Source organism: Dyadobacter sp. LHD-138, assembly GCF_030929615.1.
In the GTDB taxonomy this organism is placed as follows: Bacteria; Bacteroidota; Bacteroidia; order Cytophagales; family Spirosomataceae; genus Dyadobacter.
Window position 1 is genome coordinate 65,028 of sequence record NZ_JAVFVU010000028.1, and the last position, 18,398, is coordinate 83,425.

The 18,398-nt window shown below is 47.1% G+C and carries 11 protein-coding genes; 9 read left to right on the forward strand and 2 right to left on the reverse strand.

From position 1 onward, the window contains the following. Window positions 1-5: 5 nt before the first annotated feature. The 6 genes from RB622_RS19850 to RB622_RS19875 all read left to right on the forward strand — a co-directional run bounded on the left by RB622_RS19850 (window position 6) and on the right by RB622_RS19875 (window position 10,243). Complete coding sequence (locus tag RB622_RS19850) at window positions 6-593, forward strand: sigma-70 family RNA polymerase sigma factor (protein WP_308048362.1); 588 nt, start codon at window positions 6-8, stop codon at window positions 591-593. Between the two features lie 183 nt (window positions 594-776). Then, window positions 777-1,838, forward strand: coding sequence for a FecR domain-containing protein (locus RB622_RS19855; protein WP_308048363.1), 1,062 nt, complete (start codon window positions 777-779; stop codon window positions 1,836-1,838). A 225-nt stretch (window positions 1,839-2,063) separates the two neighbouring features. Further along, a complete protein-coding gene (locus RB622_RS19860; protein ID WP_308048364.1) occupies window positions 2,064-5,579 on the forward strand; it encodes a TonB-dependent receptor in 3,516 nt (1,171 codons plus the stop codon). 13 nt (window positions 5,580-5,592) lie between these two features. Next, entirely contained in the window at window positions 5,593-7,053 is a 1,461-nt protein-coding gene (locus RB622_RS19865; protein WP_308048365.1) for a RagB/SusD family nutrient uptake outer membrane protein, read from the forward strand. 20 nt (window positions 7,054-7,073) lie between these two features. Then, window positions 7,074-7,586, forward strand: a complete 513-nt coding sequence (locus tag RB622_RS19870) for a hypothetical protein (RefSeq protein ID WP_308048366.1) — start codon at window positions 7,074-7,076, stop codon at window positions 7,584-7,586. 359 nt (window positions 7,587-7,945) lie between these two features. Beyond that, window positions 7,946-10,243, forward strand: a complete 2,298-nt coding sequence (locus tag RB622_RS19875; protein WP_308048367.1) for a hypothetical protein — start codon at window positions 7,946-7,948, stop codon at window positions 10,241-10,243. Window positions 10,244-10,507: 264 nt separating this feature from the next. Here the strand turns inward: RB622_RS19875 and RB622_RS19880 are convergent, their stop codons facing one another. Continuing rightward, window positions 10,508-11,878, reverse strand: coding sequence for a HAMP domain-containing sensor histidine kinase (locus tag RB622_RS19880; protein ID WP_308048368.1), 1,371 nt, complete (start codon window positions 11,876-11,878; stop codon window positions 10,508-10,510). After that, window positions 11,875-12,552 carry a response regulator transcription factor gene (locus RB622_RS19885; protein WP_308048369.1) on the reverse strand — a complete coding sequence of 226 codons (678 nt, stop codon included), beginning with the start codon at window positions 12,550-12,552 and terminating at the stop codon, window positions 11,875-11,877. The genes RB622_RS19880 and RB622_RS19885 overlap by 4 nt, the downstream gene beginning before the upstream one ends. Before the next feature lie 158 nt (window positions 12,553-12,710). On the opposite strand from RB622_RS19885, the gene RB622_RS19890 reads away from it, so the two are divergent. Genes RB622_RS19890 through RB622_RS19900 form a run of 3 tightly spaced genes read left to right on the forward strand, consistent with a single transcriptional unit; the run spans window position 12,711 to window position 18,389 of the window. After that, window positions 12,711-14,081 carry a TolC family protein gene (locus RB622_RS19890; RefSeq protein WP_308048370.1) on the forward strand — a complete coding sequence of 457 codons (1,371 nt, stop codon included), beginning with the start codon at window positions 12,711-12,713 and terminating at the stop codon, window positions 14,079-14,081. A gap of 17 nt (window positions 14,082-14,098) precedes the next feature. Continuing rightward, the gene (locus RB622_RS19895; RefSeq protein ID WP_308048371.1) at window positions 14,099-17,308 is read left to right on the forward strand and encodes an efflux RND transporter permease subunit; all 3,210 of its coding nucleotides are present in this window, start codon (window positions 14,099-14,101) and stop codon (window positions 17,306-17,308) included. After that, window positions 17,289-18,389 (forward strand): efflux RND transporter periplasmic adaptor subunit, encoded by a 1,101-nt coding sequence (locus RB622_RS19900; RefSeq protein ID WP_308048372.1) that lies wholly within the window; start codon window positions 17,289-17,291, stop codon window positions 18,387-18,389. The genes RB622_RS19895 and RB622_RS19900 overlap by 20 nt, the downstream gene beginning before the upstream one ends. The last annotated feature ends 9 nt before the right edge of the window (window positions 18,390-18,398 follow it).

An 18,398-nucleotide genomic window follows, 5' to 3' on the forward strand; every position in this document is an offset into this window, starting at 1 on the left:
TAACTATGTCAGAGGAACAGGAACATTGGAATGAACTGTGTCAGGGTAACTCGAAAGCTTTTGAGAAGCTTTACAGTCATTTTGCACAGGACCTATTCCGTTATGGTTATCGGATTTGCACCAACCACGAACTCGTCCAGGACAGCATTCAGGATCTGTTTCTGCATCTCTGGAATAAACGCAGCGAACTCGGAGCGGTACATTCTCCACGCTTTTACTTATACCGGTCCCTGAGAAACAAGCTGGTACGATCATCCCAATCGGACCGTTTCGTTTTCAGTATGGACGGTGATTTGTCCGAGCAATGGTTTCCGGCAGAAAAAGATATTGAAACCAACTGGATCATGGACGAACACAACCGCATCCAACTCTCACGGCTCCACGAAGCATTACTGAAATTACCCATTCGTCAACAGGAAGTCATTCAACTTCGTTACTACCATGATTTTTCAGCGGAAGAGATCGGCCGCATGATGCATATCAACCAACAATCCGTGCGAAATCTGCAAAACCGGGCGATGCAACAATTACGATCAGAGCTACCCTTCTTCCCGGTTTCACTTCTTGCGATTGCGTTTTACTACGGATTCTGAGCAGCAGCTATGTCCGTCTTCGTTTCTGGTAAAACCGAAATACCTAAACCAGGTACTTGTCCCAGGCTTTTGGCCATAAAATCACGTTTAAAAATCATAAATTAATTATTCTAATATTTTTTGTGATTTTACTGAGTACGTTTTAAAAATCCGTGTATCTGTAGGGTATAGTTAACAAACCCAATGGAACATTACGAACATTTTAGCCTGCAAGATTTTATACATGATGCGCATTTTATCCGCTGGGTGAAAAATCCGGATGCGGACAGTAATGCGTATTGGCAGGCCGTCAGGAATACTTATCCGCATCAATCGGGCACAATGGACCAGGCGGCGGACCTCATTCAGGGATTTTCCAAGTTCTATCCGGAAGTCCCCGCTTCTCAGATCGAGCTGGCAAGGCAGGTGATTATGGACCAGATATCATCCGAAAAACAGATTTCCATAAGCAGAAAACCTTTGTACTTATCGGTTGCAGCTTCCATCGCGATCCTGATTGGCATCGCACTTTGGTATAACCCAACTGAAACACCGGTTCATTTCGCCCGGAATATCCTTAAACCCAATTTAGAAATCCTATCGTCCAACGAGGGAAAAGGGCCAAAAACCATCAGACTTGATGACGGAAGCTCGATTACCCTATCACCCAAAAGCACTGTGCGTTACAACATGGAGTCGGCAGACCGTCGGGTTGTGCATCTGGATGGGGAAGCATTTTTCAATGTAGGTAAGAATCCGAACCGACCATTTTTCGTGTTCACCAACGGACTAACGACCAAGGTATTAGGCACAAAATTCAAAGTATCAGCCTACCCTGGCGGCATGGATGTAAAAGTTGAAGTGACCTCGGGAAGTGTACATGTTTACCGATCAGAAAATGGAGCGGAACATGCTGAGTCAGAAGGTTTAACACTAACGCCAAATCAACGGGCCGTTTACACCAGGAAAGACCTGCTGCTCGTACGTACACTGGTTGCACAGCCCAAAGTACTCATTACCCCTGAGCAGCTTGCGACATATACTTACACAGACACGCCGATCTCGAAAGTTTTTGAAGGACTGGAAAAAATTTATGGGATCAAGGTCATTTACGATCAGGAGAAATTTAAAAACTGCCGGCTGAATATGTCCCTTTCCGACGAATCACTTTTCGAAACACTTGAACTGATCGGAAAGATGGTTGAAGCAAGATACAATGTGCTGGACGGAGAAGTGATTTTTATTGGCGCAGGCTGTACTGAGTAAAACCTATTTTTCAAACCTAAACCCTAACCATATGTGATGAATTCTGAGGGACTTTAACATAATGACCCTTAAAAAGTTGAACCGGTAGTGCAGCAACACTACCGGTCCTGGATTTTTTGAGGTACCCGGCAGCAACCGGACACCATTGTTTTGCATTTCCAATCACAAAACCTATTTAAATTAATGAACAAAAAACAACAAAATCAAGCCTTTCTGTACCAGCTTATGAAAAGGTCACTTTTACAGCTCACACTGGCGGTGATATGCACAGGAATATCGCTGGCGCATACCATGAAGGCTCAAAATGTACTGAGCCGACCGGTCAAGATCCACGTCAAAAATCAATCATTTGACAAAACACTGCTCGAGATCGAGAAAAAAGCCAAAGTTAAATTTGCATACCGTTCTACACTGACCAAACCTGACTACAATTTCAACCTCGAAGCATCTGGCGAACAATTATCGGATGTCCTTGACAAGTTACTGAATCCACTGGAAATCAGGTACGAAGTATCTGGTGAACACATTGTCTTGCGAAAAAACAACCAGCCAACTGAAACGGAAAAAGTAATTGTGGCGGTGGAAAGAACCCTTACCGGAACTATCATCGACGATAAATCGGAGCCACTTCCAGGCGTGAGCGTCGTTGTAAAAGGGACACAACGGGGTACGATCAGCGACGTCAATGGAAAATACTCCATTGCATTACCTGACGGACCCGTTTCAATCGTCTATTCTTTTGTTGGTTATATCAACCAGGAAGTCTCCGTTAACAATCAATCCGTGGTTGATATTTCCTTGAAAGTAGATATGAAAGCATTGGAAGAAGTGGTGGTGGTCGGTTACGGAACACAGAAAAAACGGGATGTTTCGACCGCTATTTCCTCCGTTTCAAGCCGTGACCTGAAAGACAAACCGATGTCCAATTTTGCCGCTGCCATGGCCGGAAAAATGGCGGGTGTTAAGATTTCTAATTCAAATACGGCACCTGGTGGTGGAACCAACATCCGGATACGTGGCGTGAGCTCGATCAATGCGAGCAATAACCCGCTGATTGTGATTGATGGTTTTCCGCTCAAGGACGGTTTTAGCAAAGACGAAAACCCGTTAAACGGGATCAATGTCGCCGATATTGAATCCATTGAAGTCTTGAAAGATGCTTCTTCCAGCGCCATTTATGGAACACAGGCTGCAAACGGAGTCATTCTGATCACCACTAAGAAGGGTAAAAAAGGGAAGCCAACACTTTCCATTAACGTCAGCCGTGGTTTCGACCGGATGATCAACAAAACCGACGTCTTGCACGGGGATGATTTTCTCAAATACCTCGATGACGCACGTGCCAACGCTTACATTGTAGAAGACCCGAATTTTGGAACCAATAGCCTGGACGCGCCGCAATGGCAATGGACAGATTCCCCTCAAAAACGCATTGAGAACTGGAAAAAGTACTCAAGCAATGCCGCAGGTATGGCGGCTCCGGGTAACCTTTTTTATCGCTGGATCACCGTAAGCGATACCATTTACAAAATGCCTTATGACACCGATTGGCAGGATCTGATCACCCGGACTGGTAGCGTCACAGACCTACAGCTTTCTGCTTCCGGTGGAACAGACAATGTCAATTACATGATCTCCGGCGGTTATTTTGGACAGAAAGGTATCGTACTGAACTCGGATTACAACCGCGTTTCGTTCCGGGCCAACATCGACCTAAAACTGACTCAGCGCATTCGTGCCGGCTTATTGCTTGCCCCAACCCTCGAAAACTCGAATGTACTTCCAAACATTGAAGGCGGTGGTACGAGCAATCCATTTTACAATGCCGTCGCCATGCCTCCAATCTGGAACCCGACAACGGCAGACGGAGAACCGGTTTTCTACGGAAATACGCTGCTGGATCCCTGGGACTGGAATTTTGCGTTTTTTGTAAACCCACTGCATTTGTTTCAAAAGAAGGATGCAAGACGTAATTTCAAAAATCTCTCGACACTTTATACCGAAATCGATATTATTAAAGGATTGAAATTCAGATCAGAGTTTCATACCGAATATCGTTATCGTGAACGGGATTACTTCAATCCAAGCTCAGTACCAACGGCTTCTGCTACTTTTTCAAGATCGCAGGGCATTAACGAAACCACAAACCGGTTGTACTGGAACTCTCAGAACTTCCTAACTTTCCAGCGTGAATTTGGCAAACATTCCGTCAGTGCGGTAGCGGGTTACTCCGTGGAAGAATCGAACTATCGCGATGCCTATATGATGAAGTACGATTACCCAACCGACCTTATTCCGACTTTAAACCAGCCGATCACCGTTCAGAATGCACAAACGGACGTGAGGACGAACCGGTATAGTGAAGCCATGATCGGAAGCTTTGGACGGGTCATGTATAATTATGCCGGAAAATATTACATGACCGGAAGCATTCGTCGTGATGGTTCTTCAAAATTTGGCGCTGATAAAAAATGGGGTGTGTTCCCATCAATTTCAACGGCATGGCGCATTTCCGACGAACCATTTTTCAAGCCCCTTCAAAAATACATCAGCGATCTGAAAATCCGCGGAGGCTGGGGTGTCATTGGAAATGCCGGAATACCCAACTACCTGGCATTAAGCACACTGACTTCATCTTCTTATGTACTCGGCTCTGGTTCTGCTGTTTCACCATCCTATACGGAAGGTAAAATTGCAAACTCAAACCTGGGCTGGGAGGAAACAACCGACTGGAGCACGGGAATTGACGCTGAGTTACTTAACAATCGAATTTCCCTCAGCGTTGATTATTTTTACCGACATACTAAAAACATGCTTTTCAACATGCCGCTTCCAATGATCACCGGCTTCGGTGCTTACAGGGCAAACATTGGCGCCATGCGTAACCGTGGTTATGAGTATTCCATCACCACAAGAAACCTGGTTGGCGCGTTGAAATGGACGACAAACGCAAACTTGTCATACTACCGCAACCGCGTATTGGATATTGGTAAAGACAAACGTCCACTGATTGACAATGACGGTTATACGACGGAAGGGAGGCCAATTGCGGGAATTTACGGAGCCAGCTACCTCGGCCCCTATCGTGACTGGGAAGACGTAAAAACTTCGCCGATCGTGAATGCCAATAATCCAAGCTGGCGGTTCAGGTCCAGCCCGGGTACGCCTAAACTGGCCGACGTGAACGGCGACGGTATTATCGATGCGAGCGACAATACCATCATCGGTTCGGCAATCCCCGATTTCGTCTGGGGTATGACCAACTCTTTCGAATACAAAGGCATAGACCTGACGATTCAAATCAATGGTACGCACGGCGGCGACATTTCAATGCGCCAAATGGAAGGCATTTACGGAAGGGGTACCGGACAAAACAATACAACGGTTGACTACTACCAAAACTACTGGACACCAACCAATCCCGATGCCAAATACACGGCACCAAGCCGTAAATCGTACGATGGCACCAACCTCAGCGGGTCACTTTTGTACAAAGGCACTTTCGTGAACTTCCAGAATATCGCACTCGGATATACTTTGCCTCAGCAAGTGGTTGAACGGTTAAAACTCGCGCGGGTAAGGTTCTATGCAACAGCAATCAATGCGTTCTATATTACCAAGTTCCCAGGGTACAATCCGGAGGCAAATGCCCAGGGCGACAATTCACTATCGCAGGGAATCAACCGGGATTCCTATCCAATGTCCAGATCGATCTCCTTCGGTGTGAACTTAACTTTCTAAATCAGGTATCAAAATGAAGCATACATTTTTAGTTTTAATCACTGCAATCTTGTTCATTTCCTGTTCGGAAGATTTCCTCGACAGACAACCTGAGGACACCCTTTCGCCACGAAGCTTTTACCGTAACCCGGCCGAAATGAAAACCGGGCTGGTGGGAGTTTACAAAGTCCTGCAAAGCATTTACAACCAAACCGACCTTCCGCTCATTCCGGAACTGATGTCGGATGATGGAAAAGACCGTTTCCGCACGGACGTTTGGCAGACTTTCAAAAAAACCAATGGAAACGCTCAGGCTGGCATCTGGAATAACAACTTCAAAATGATCGCCAATGCCAACTCGCTCATGGCCATCATGGCGGCTTATGTGCCGAAAAATGCAGATGAAGAAAAGACGATCAACGCTTACAAAGCAGAAGCTTCGTTCCTGCGTGCCCTGGCGTACTTCAATCTGGTTCGGATTTATGGCGCAGTCCCCTTGGTTTCGGAACCGTTCACAGATCTCTCGAAAGCATTTGGTGTTGGAAGAACCCCGGCGGCGGAAGTTTACAGCAAACTGATCGTCCCCGACCTCGAATTCGCGGCAGCGAACTGTTTGAAAAAATCAGAGTTGAAAGGTGAGGAAGCCAGGGCTTCAAAGGGTGCCGCACTGACCATGTTAGGCAAGGTCTATCTGACTTTGAACAATCATGCAAAAGCTGCTGAAGTGCTGAAAAAACTGATTGTAGATAACGTCGCAGGCTCTTATTCTCTTTTGCCCAATTACAGTGACGTATTCCTGTCGACGAACAAATTTCACAACGAATCCATTTTTGAAGTGAACTTTAACGTAGCCGCAGGTCAGCCAAGTTACTGGTTCAGATGGGTCAATAATGATGTGGGCCTGATCTGGGGAGTTGCCGGTGCGTCTAACCTTTTGGTCGAGCATAATCTGATGCGCGAATTTGTGGATACCGGGGAAACAATCCGCTACAAAACCTCCATTGACTCGGGATACATTGCTGCGAGTACCATTCCAATCCAGGCATGGGTGATCAAACATTCCCCTGCCCCCGCACAATTGAAACCGTACAACAACACAGGTACCGACAATAATTATGTTATCACCCGTTATGCGGACGCGCTTTTGATGTATGCCGAAGCACTGATGGTACTTGGTAAAAAAGATGAAGCGGTTACCTATGTAAACCTTGTCCGGACGCGGGCCAAAGTGCCGAACATAACGGCCGCTAAACTGGATCTGGACGCGATCCTGCACGAAAGAAGAATGGAGCTTGCTTTTGAAGGACATCGGTATTTCGACCTGGTACGGACAGGAAAAGCGGTGGAGGTGATCACCAAAGCTATCATGACGAAAGTCGATTATGATACCAATATTGCCATATCGGGGCCAATCCCGGAAGAGCAGCTTATTCTGCCCATTCCTGTGTCTGAAATTGAGAAGGACCAAACTTTACCGCAAAATCCCGGTTATTAATTTTAATGATCATTAATAAAATGAAAAAGATCTTATATCAAATTGCTTTTGCATTGTTCACGGGCGCATCGTTCATGTCCTGCCTGAAAGAAGATATCGTTGCTACACCGGGCCTTGCCAGTGTTAAATTATACATGACCAATGCCCAGGGGAAGGATTCTCTTGTTAACCAGCCTGTTAAGGGAAAACCGGTAAAAATAGTTGTGGATACCGATGCTGACATGTGCTCGGTGTGGCCGGGAGGTGCCAGGGTTATTATGAAGAAAAAGGTGAGCACGGACGGCGTTACATTTCCCGATTCCATCGATATGTTCAACCATCCTGTACTTGTTAACAGTGATCAATATTCGGATTACGGGCTGGTTGGCGCGAGAGGATTGAAAACGACGCTTTCGAGTGAGGGCTGGTACTGCACTTATACGTATACCAAATCAGGAGAATTTGACCTGGTTGTGGTGGTAACAAACCACGGTTATAACACAAATGAATTCAAACCAGCGGTTGTGGAAATAGGCAAGTTGAAGGTTAAATAATCTCGTATTTTCTCGAAATCCCCTCCCGAAAACCGGGCAGGGGATTTCTTATTTTTGATTCAGGCAAAGCCCATTTTCGCCCACATCTTTCAGCCAGGCAAACCTCTCTCACGTTGCCTCGTATGTTTTCCACTCCTGTTTCTTTGGTTTTCAATTCCTCGGTTTTCTTTTCTATATCATCGGCTTCAAAATAATTCCGTTAAAAATTGTGCGTTAAATCGTGATGTCCTGTCAAGACAGGATGCTAATAATTCCTGTTTTATTTTAGAAATTGCGCTGTCATAAGCAACAAACGACAGGATCTCTTCCATCACCACAATTAAAAATAACCTAATCATTGCCCTAACCTTAGTCCCAACATGCAATTTCGGCTTTTTAAAACCATTATTTTAGGTATTATCATTTGCATCGCTCATATTGATTCCTATGCGCAATACGACTTCAGTACCAATTATTTTAGAATCCACATCAACAACAAAGGATGGATCACGAGTATGAAAAATGTAACGCGGCCGACCGGGCAACGCGAATTCAGTCCCGTCGATAAGCCCTCTCCGCTGTTATCGCTTTACGACAGTAAAAAACAACAATACTATCAGCCCCAAAAAGCGATTTACAACAAAACAAAGAAAGTCTTTACACTGCAATACCCTAACGGCTCGGTTGCGACGGTTGCTTTGACTGCCCATAAAAAATATTTTAAAATGACCTTGCTGTCGCTGCACCCGCGGAAGGGTGTCGATAATGTACAGTGGGGTGCCTATCAGACCAATATCACCAATCTTTTCGGAGAAATCATCGGTGTAGCCCGCGATACCAGCGACGCTGTCAATTACGCCATCGGTATGTTGGCGCTCAATGACAATACCCTGGGCGGCACATCCGAAACCATTGCCGATGCCGCCCCCTTTCAGTATATTATCCACAGTCCGGACACACAACGTTTCCCACTACCGACTCACCTTCACGAAGGCCAAATTTTCCCTATCGGCGGTGATGGCATCAACGACGTTGCTTTTTATGCCCATAAGGAGCCTTATTACAGGATTTTATATGGAAATGCGGCCCAGATTGATGCCAAAGGCAGAATATCCATTGCGTATAATTCGAGGGACAGAGCCCCCAGACGCGAGGTTTATTTTTCATTGATACCCAATATGGCTGCGAACACGCCCAACCACCTCGAAGTACAACCTCTAGGCGTCGATTACATCGGTTCTTCTGTGGCACTTTGGGGAAGTCCGGACAGTACGGCGCTATTGGATGTCATCCAAAATATTGTGCGTTCCGAAGGTCTGCCCTACCCTACGCTCAATGGCAAATGGATCAAAGATCCGTCCGCTTTTGTTCCGGATGCGATGTCCGTTGGCGGAGTATACGATAGTATCGTTCCCTACACCCATCATTTAGGCTTTAAGGCGATCAGCTTGTATGATCAGGGATTTATCAGACCAAACCGTGCCAATGAAGGATATCTGGACGGGAAAAATTTTGAAAACAAACCGATTAAAATGGCCCTTGGGAATAAATCGCACAAAGAGTTTTCTGAAATGGCCGCAGCATATGGGATTATAATCGGCCGAACACCAATCACTACGGCCCTGGCACCGGGAACCCAAGATGCCAGTCCTTTTCCAAGTGATAGTTTGTGTTATCAGCAAAAACGTGTGCTTACGAAAAGCATCGGACAAAGCGATACGGTTATCCTTGTCAATGATCCGAAATATCTTGACGAAATAGCCAGCTGGGAGGGCCATAGCAAAGACCTGAATATAATCAAGATCGGAAAAGAGCTCATCCATTATATGGGCGTTTCAGACAAGGCTCCTTATCGCCTTTTGAACATCAAACGAGGCTACTGGAACACCCACGCCGCGAATCATTCAGCTGGCGATACGCTTTATAAACTTCAGGTCACCATCAATTATGGTTATGACGGGTTGATCCCTAACATGCAATTGCAGGATAAAATAGCCGAATATTATGCGGCTGTATGCAAGATCAACGGTTTGGCCTATTATGACTTTGACGGGCAGGAGTTTTTGTTCAACAACGGTCATGGATATTACTCCGTCAAACGTTTCTTTCATAAAATGTTTGACAAGGCAAAAGAACTGGGTGTACCCTATATCCGTTTCACAGGATCTACTTTGTCAGAAGGATCCTGGCACTATCAAAGTATCTGGAATGTAGGCGGAGGAAAAAATCTGTATGATGTTGAAAGCAGGGAATGGGGCAGCACAACAAGCCAGGGAAAGGACCTAAGGGATGTAAGCTATGCCAACTTTTTCCCGGTTGGGATGGGTGGAAATTTCCCGATCAAAGCAAACTCGACGGTCGCACAATACGAGCATGTCCAGGCCATTTCCGTGGGTGTGGGAACCACCTACAGCCTTCAGCTCAATCAAAAAGATGTTGAAAGCTGTCCTGAAAAAGATGCCATTTTCAAGGCGATCAGAACCTGGCAAAATGCCCGTGCGGCAAATGCGTTTCCACGTTGGGTGAAAAAGGAGCTTGCCAATCCTGTGCATCAATTCCACCTGGAAGAAATAAACAGCGGCACCTGGAAGCTTTATAAAACGGATCCTGATGGTAAAAACATGAAACCTTTTTGTACGCTTAAAAGGGAAAATACAGATGATTCGAAAAAAGGTTAACTGCGTTTAAAGTAGTGAAGTTGTTTGTGGTAAACCAATAGACAAACCACGAAACGTTCCTACGGAACGAAAAACACATCAATTTATCTCTGTTTCTACCAACGAAATGTCCCGATGGGACAAGCACATTAGGATGTTTCCTTCTTTTTCTTCCTATGGGAACATTTCGTCGGTGGCAATGACATAACTTATCCGGATATGGAGCTTTGCAAATTAAATTATCCAGGTAGCAGAGCAGTTGCTTGGCTTAAATTGAAGTTAAGGTTAAGAAAAAGGCAGCGCGGGCAACAAGATACAAACGGTTGTCCCCTGATCTTTTTCTGAATCGACAATCAGTGTGCCGCAATGCATGTCGATGATTTTCTTGGCAATGGTCAGCCCTAACCCGAATCCAGGCAGATTACTTACATTGGCGGCCCGCATCATGGGTAAAAATATATCATTTAACTCGCTGCCGGGAATACCGATTCCCTGATCCTTTACTTTAATAGCCACCTGCTGATTTTCCAGATCCACAAAAAGCGTAACAGGTTTGCCATGCGAATATTTACTGGCGTTTTCCAAGATGTTATTAAGCACCGTGCGGAGCAGCGTCGAATTCCCCAGAATTTTCACCATAGGACTGTGCTCAGTGAAATTATCGGTCAGCCGCAGCGCAATGTGCTGCTCGGGTCGTTTCTCTCCAAAGTAGGTAATCGTGTCCAGTATCGTGTCGACAATATTAATATCTTCCTGAAACCTGGCTGCCTGCAAACCTTCCACTTCGGCCAGATGCAGCAGGGAATTGGCCAGCTCAATCGCACCTTCCAACCGCACCAGAGCTTTGGTCATACTGTTTCTGGTATCAGTCAGGTGCTCATCATAAGCCAGAGATGTTTCCAGTACGCCCTTTACGACGGTCAAAGGTGTGCGAATTTCATGGGAAGCGTACGAAACAAAATGCTCCTGACTGATCGCCAGTGTTTGCAGCCGACCCAGTAATGCATTAAATGACGTAGCCAGGTATGCGGCTTCATCTCCCTGGGTTTCATTTTTAAGCCGGAAAGAAAAGTCGTTGACTGCGGCCGGATTCATTTGCCTGATTAACCCGTCAAAGGGGCTAAGGGCCCTTCTTGCAAACCAGAAACTGGCAAAGGCGACGATCACCAGCAGAATAATATTGCCCGTGATTAAAATAAACAGAAGGCTTTCATTGGCGTGCCGACCCGTCAGATCATAGGCTGTAACGACAGAAACATACTGTACACCATTCACTTTGAAAGCCAGCGCAACGCCCTCTTTTGCAGCGGTCCAGGGCTTTGCATGATATTGAAAATAAACCTCCCTCTCCCGGGCATCGGTTAATAATTGGGTAGTAAGCTTAAAATCATCAGGTCCTGACGATTTGTAAATCGTTTCATTGCTGGCATTCAGGATCGCTTCATGCTGGTCAGGAAGGGTAAGGTAGCTCGAACGGTGAAATTCCATCCGGTTTTGAAAATACAACTGTCCGGCCAAAGCCCTCCGCTGAAGCCGGTTTCGCATCAGATTCTTTCGATAAGATTCATAATTCTGGTAAATAAAAATCGAAAAAAACAAAAGCAAACTGGCCACCAAAACCCCGAATCCAATCGTAATTCTGCGTTTTATACTCATGGCTCTGCACCTATCATATAGCCTACACCAAAAACGGTATGCAGCAACCTGGTACCGGAACGGTCAATTTTCCGGCGAAGATAATTCACATATACATCCACGACATTGGTATTGGTATTAAAGTGCACGTCCCAGACATTTTCAAGCAAATCGACCCGGTTGATAACCTTTCCCTGATTAAGCATCAAGTATTCAAGCAAAGCATATTCCCTTGCTGTCAGTTCGATTCTTTCCCCTGCCCGCCAGACTTTGTGTGAATCGGTCTCAATCTGCAAATCCAATAACTCCAACCGCTTCGGTCTGGGCGCACGGGATGGGTGCCTTCTGGCCAGCGCCTTCAAACGAAACAATAGCTCTTTGAATGCAAAAGGCTTGGACAGGTAATCGTCGGCCCCAGCCTCAAAACCCAGCACCTTGTTGTCAAGACTTCCTAATGCCGTCAACATAATCACGGGAACAGCGGGCCAGTTTTGTTTGATAAAACGGCACAGGTCAAATCCATTCAAGCCTGGCAGGTTTACATCCAGCACCACCACATCAAAGCGGTTTTCGTTGACCATACTTCGTCCGATCACCCCATCAAAAGCAACCGATACGGCAACGCCTTCTGATTGCAGGCCTTTTTGAACAAACTGCGTCAGTTCCACATCATCTTCAACGACTAAAACATTCATAGATCTTCACTTTATTATGCACCTGTCGGCAGTAAAATTACGCATCAGGATCGGAACACTATTGCAAACTACGCGCTCTAACCAAATTTTAATAACCCTCTAATTACCCTCTAATTGGATCCATATTTATTTTGGACTTTAAACCAACCCTAAACCCCATGCCACGCTTTATTATTGGTATTTTTTTTATTCTCCTTACTGCTTGCCGGCTCTATGCGCAAATAATGAGTATGGAAGATGCGATTCGCGCCACTTTGACACACTATCCCACCCTCGCGGCCCAACAGGCAGCTCTGGAGGCGGTCCGCATCAATGCGCAGGTGATCAAAGACAACAGGTTACCCAATGTGCGCCTGCATGACCAGGTTAATATGGGTACGGCCAATGGACTTTCCGGTTCTTATTTCTCCCTGGGTCTTATCGTTCCAACCGCCGGGGGACGAAGGTCCGAAAATACTACGGATCTGGCATCGGGCAACATTGCGCTGGCCACCGCCGATTGGGAAATTTACAATTTCGGCCGTTTCAAAGCCGAAGATCGTCTGGCCCTTGCCGATATTGCCATCGGAGAATCAGCCGTAGCACGCGAGCAATTCAGGATCCGGCAAACGGTAATCAACACCTATCTGGATCTGTTATGGCTCCGGCAAACACTGAAAATAGAACAGCGAAATCTCGCCCGTGTTGACACGGTACGCAAGGTGATCAGCAATCTGGTGCAGAATGGCATACGTCCGGGACTGGATTCATCGCTCGCTTCGGTGGAATTCTCTCGTGCAAAGCTGAATTATTTTCAAATGCAGCAGCAGCTACAACGTGCTTTTATTCAACTGGCAACACTAACGGGCAGACCGGTCAGGGAATCTGACATTGATACTACCTTTCGGCAGCAATCCCTGCTGGTCAAACCATCAGACATGCAACTTACGACAAACCATCCCCTGCTTCAATTCCGCAGCAATCTGGTCAACCGTGAAACAACTGAAATCGAGCTCATACGCAAAGCCGCGCTGCCAAGGGTATCGGTTCTGACTTCCGCCTGGGCCAGAGGAACCAGTCTTGATATCGACAACAATTTTGGTCCTCTTGGAAAAGGGTTTGGTTATAGCAGGACCAACTTTCTCCTAGGCATGGCAGTGACCGTCAACCTTACTGATTTTCATCGGGTCAAAAACCGTTCGGTGCAGCAGCGGTGGAAAATTAAGGAAGCTGCCAGCCAGCAGACCGCCGAAAAAATCCAGTTGCAGAATATGCTAACCACCTCGGATTCCGTCATGGCAACCTTACGGCTTGCCCTGCTTGAATTACCCACGACGCTGAACTCCGCAGAACTTGCCTACCAGCAAAGACTTTCCCTCTATAACAATGGAATCGAAAATATTCTTGGCCTTACCGATGCCTTACAACTGCTTTCTATGGCAGAAAAACAGGCGGTAAACATACAGCGCAGGGCCGTCGATGTCCGGTTGGAACGGGCTTATGCAACTAACAATTTTGACGAATTCCTCACGCTTTTCCGGCCCTTATAAAACTTTCTGTTCAGATTATGCTATCCAATTCATTGAAACGTCCGATTACGATACTGGTCTTAGTAGCCGGGCTGATTGTATTTTCGGTCATGTCGGCCACACGTATCCCCATTGACATTTTCCCGAGGTTAAACTCACCCGTTATTTACGTCATTGAACCCTACGGAGGAATGTCACCGGCCCAGATGGAAGGATTTTTTGCTACCCGTATGCAGGACCAGTTCCTGTACATCGGCGGTATCAAAGAAATTTCCAGCCGCAGTGTGCAGGGGCTTACCGTGGTAAAACTTGCTTTTTATGAGGGCAGTAACATGGCCCAGGCCGCGGCCGAAGTTGCCATACAAGTCAATAGGGCCATGAAATTTTTCCCGCCAGGTGCGCTGCCGCCGCAGGTTGTACGCTACGATGCTTCGTCGGTCCCTATTGGCGATCTTGTATTTAGTAGTAAAACCCGTTCGCTGAAAGAAATCCACGAGCTTGCCGTTACCCGTATCAGGCCCATGTTCTCCACGGTCCCCGGTCTGACAGCGCCGCCTCCGATTGGTACCAACGCCAGAACAGTTGTCATTAACCTGGATCCTCAAAAGGCGCGCAGCTTGAATATTTCTCCCGATGAAGTCGTGGAAGCACTTGCCGCTAATAATGCCATGACACCTTCGGGTAACATCCGCGTTGGAAACACAAGTTATATCACCACACTGAATTCTCTGGAAGAACAAGTAGCCGATTTCGGCCAGATTCCTGTTACCACCGAAGGGCACCGCACCGTTTTTTTACGGGACCTGGCCACAGTACAGGACGGGTCGGACGTAACGGCAGGCTATGCCCTGGTGAACGGCAGCCGTTCCTCTTATATCCCTGTCGTGAAAACCGCAGACGCGTCTACCTGGGAAGTGGTTACGGCGTTGAAGGCAAAACTGCCCGAGATGCGCAGTCTTCTGCCGGATGATATTCAGGTGAATTACGAGTTTGACCAGTCTGTTTTTGTAATCAACTCGGTCAAGAGTCTTCTTTTTGAAGGAGGCCTCGGCGCGATCCTGACCGGCCTTATGGTCCTTCTTTTTCTGGGCGACTGGCGCTCATCGGTCATCGTGATTGTTACCATCCCAATCTCAATCATCGCCGCTGTTTTGTTTTTAAGTCTGGCTGGACAGACGATCAACATCATGACTCTTTCCGGACTCGCATTAGCCATTGGGGTACTGGTCGATCAGGCGACGGTAACGATTGAAAATATCCACCAGCACCTGGAAATGGGTAAACCTAAAAAACAGGCGATCTATGACGCCTGCCGGGAAGTGGCCTTGCCCCTGCTGCTGATCCTCCTCTGTATCCTTGCCGTATTTGCTCCTTCTTTTATCATGAGCGGTGTCCCCAGAGCCATGTTCCTTCCCCTTTCTTTATCGATAGGTTTCGCCATGACTGTTTCCTATTTTCTTGCACAAAGTCTGGTGCCGATTCTGGCAAACTGGATGCTTAAAGAGCATATACATAAACAAGCAGACAACAGAGAACAAAGCCTTCATAAGCCCTCGCGCTTCGACCGCATACGTGAAAGTTTCGTGAGACAGAACAAAAGATTGCTGCGCTACAACCGCCTGATGGTAGGTCTATATTTTATAGCAATCCTTGCGCTGGCAGCAGTCGGCTTCATGCTGATTGGGAAGGATATGCTGCCGCAGTTGAATTCCGGGCAAATGGTAATCCGCATGAAAATGCCGGATGGCACACGGCTGGAAAGAACAGAAGAAAAAGTAAGCGAGCTGCTGGCCCTGGTTGACCAGGCGTCAGACGGACACCTGGCCATATCGTCTGCCTATGTCGGGGTGGTACCTACCAATTACGCGACCACGAATTTATATGTCAGCACCAGCGGCCCGAACGACGCGGTCATTAAAGTGGGACTGGACCCTGACTATCGCACCAACATGCAGGACTTGAAAGAACGCATCCGCAAAGAGGTAACCGAACAGTTCCCGCAGTTGACAATTTCTTTTGAACCCGCTGATCTGACTGAAAAGCTCATGAGCGGCGGCGCATTTACCCCGATCGAAGTGCAGGTTGCGGGCCGGGATATGAAACAGATCGAAACCTATGCAAACAAACTGGTGACCGGGCTGTCGAAAGTGGATCACCTCCGCGATGTCCGTATTGTTCAGCCTTTGAAATTTCCGGTCATCAATATCCATCTGGACCGCCATAAGCTTGCCATCATGGGACTTAGCTTACAGCAAACCGCCCGGTCCATCACGGCATCTACGTCATCGAGCCGCTTTACCGAAAAAAATCAGTGGCTCGACCAAAAAGCGGCCTATACTTATCAGGTGCAGGTGCAAATACCCGAATTCGCAATGCGTAATCTCTCTCAATTACAGGAGATCCCGCTCGTAGCAGGGCAAGCTCGCCCCGTTCTGGCGGACGTTGCAACTTTTTCAATCGATACCTTGCCTGGTGAATATGCCCGCATCGGCCCACGGCGCTTTGTCACGGTTTCAGCAAATCTTCACCACACGGATCTGGGAACGGCTACAAGTTCCGTCGAGCAGGTAATCGCCCAACTGGGTGAAGTACCCAAAGGACTCGTAACCCAAATCAAGGGAATGTCCTCGCTGCTGACCGAGACACTTGACAGCTTGCAGGTCGGACTTGGTATTGCCATCGTTGTGATTTTTCTTCTACTGGCTGCCAACTACCAGTCGATGAAATTATCGTTTGTAATTCTTTCGACAGTTCCAGCCGTCATTGTCGGATCGATTGCGATCCTTCTGCTGACTGGAAGTACGCTAAATCTGCAATCTTACATGGGCATTATCATGTCGACAGGTATTTCGGTAGCCAATGCCATTCTGATTGTTACCAATGCCGAGCGGTTGCGGTGGGAGTACCGGGATACCAAGCGCGCCGCCCTGGATAGTGCCGGTCTGCGCTTAAGACCTGTACTGATGACAAGCTTTGCCATGGTGGCAGGTATGATTCCGATGGCGCTGGGAACCGGTGAAGCAGGCGAACAGGTAGCGCCTCTCGGTCGGGCGGTTATCGGTGGACTGATCGCTTCAACACTGGCAGCACTTTACATTGTCCCACAGGTTTATGTATGGTTACAAGGAAACGCAGGTTTCCAGGACCCCTCGCTTTTACCTGATCACACAAACCTTTCAAAACTTATTACCACCAATGGTTCTACTCACTCAGATCACGCTTCAACCTATGAAAACCATACGATATAGCGGTTTATCGCTACTTTTAAGCCTATCCATTTTAGCCGGCTGTTCACCTTCGGAGTCTTCCGACACTAAGACTAAAAATGTAGCAACTCAGGAGCTCTCTTACCAATTTGGCAGGGTGTCGCGTCAAAAAATTGGACAGCAAATTCAATTACCAGGCGAGTTCTTGCCTTTTCAGGAAGTAAGTATTTATCCAAAGGCTACCGGATTCGTTGAAAAGGTGCTGGTTGACAGAGGTTCCAGCGTCCGTACTGGACAAGTATTAATGGTACTCGATGCGCCTGAAACCGAAGAGCAGCTGGTCGCTGCCCGTTCAAATTATCTTAAAGCGCAGGCCATGCTGGTCGGCAGTAAAGAGCACTACAAAAGACTCGTATCGGGAAGTAAGATTGCGGGTTCGGTTTCGGCACTAAATCTGGAAAGTGCCTACGCCCGCATGATGGCCGACAGTGCTTCGGCCATGGGTGAACAAGCCAATTTTGGTGCATTGACTAAGATTAAATCGTATCTGGTCGTGCGAGCTCCTTTTGATGGTGTCATCACCGAGCGTAATGTCCATCCGGGCGCACTGGTCGGTTCGGGTGTACAAATGGCCGGCCCCATGCTGATGCTCCAGCAGCAAAACCACCTCAGGCTGGTGGTGGACATTCCGGAAACTTACAGTATTGGCATTAAGAGTGGTAAACAGGTAACCTTTCAGGTAAATGCGATGCCGGGCAAAACCTTCAATGGAAAAATTGCGCGGAGATCGGGAAACATGAACCAGAAATTCCGCTCAGAAACTGCGGAGATTGACGTTGATAATAGCTCACGTCTGTTGAAACCAGGCATGTTTGCCGAGATTACCCTTGCTTCCGACGGGACCGAAGATGCGTTGGCCGTACCCACCGCAGCAATTCTCGTCTCAACTGAGAGGCAATACGTTGTCAGAATCAAATCGGGCATAACCGAGTATGTCGAAATAAAGCCAGGCCAGCAGTCCGACAGCATGACCGAGGTATTTGGAAACCTTCGCGCGGGTGACTCTCTTGTTACCAATCCACGTAATAATCTTAAAAGCGGCATTAAAATAGTGGCGAAGTAACTCAATTCG

Excerpts from the sequence above, each read along its gene's own strand:
- RB622_RS19900 (WP_308048372.1), top strand. The coding sequence starts at position 17,289 with ATGAAAACCATACGATATAGCGGTTTATCGCTACTTTTAAGCCTATCC.
- RB622_RS19860 (WP_308048364.1), top strand. The coding sequence starts at position 2,064 with ATGAAAAGGTCACTTTTACAGCTCACACTGGCGGTGATATGCACAGGA.
- RB622_RS19890 (WP_308048370.1), top strand. The coding sequence starts at position 12,711 with ATGCCACGCTTTATTATTGGTATTTTTTTTATTCTCCTTACTGCTTGC.
- RB622_RS19850 (WP_308048362.1), top strand. The coding sequence starts at position 6 with ATGTCAGAGGAACAGGAACATTGGAATGAACTGTGTCAGGGTAACTCG.
- RB622_RS19885 (WP_308048369.1), bottom strand. The coding sequence starts at position 12,552 with ATGAATGTTTTAGTCGTTGAAGATGATGTGGAACTGACGCAGTTTGTT.
- RB622_RS19880 (WP_308048368.1), bottom strand. The coding sequence starts at position 11,878 with ATGAGTATAAAACGCAGAATTACGATTGGATTCGGGGTTTTGGTGGCC.
- RB622_RS19870 (WP_308048366.1), top strand. The coding sequence starts at position 7,074 with ATGAAAAAGATCTTATATCAAATTGCTTTTGCATTGTTCACGGGCGCA.
- RB622_RS19895 (WP_308048371.1), top strand. The coding sequence starts at position 14,099 with ATGCTATCCAATTCATTGAAACGTCCGATTACGATACTGGTCTTAGTA.
- RB622_RS19865 (WP_308048365.1), top strand. The coding sequence starts at position 5,593 with ATGAAGCATACATTTTTAGTTTTAATCACTGCAATCTTGTTCATTTCC.
- RB622_RS19875 (WP_308048367.1), top strand. The coding sequence starts at position 7,946 with ATGCAATTTCGGCTTTTTAAAACCATTATTTTAGGTATTATCATTTGC.
- RB622_RS19855 (WP_308048363.1), top strand. The coding sequence starts at position 777 with ATGGAACATTACGAACATTTTAGCCTGCAAGATTTTATACATGATGCG.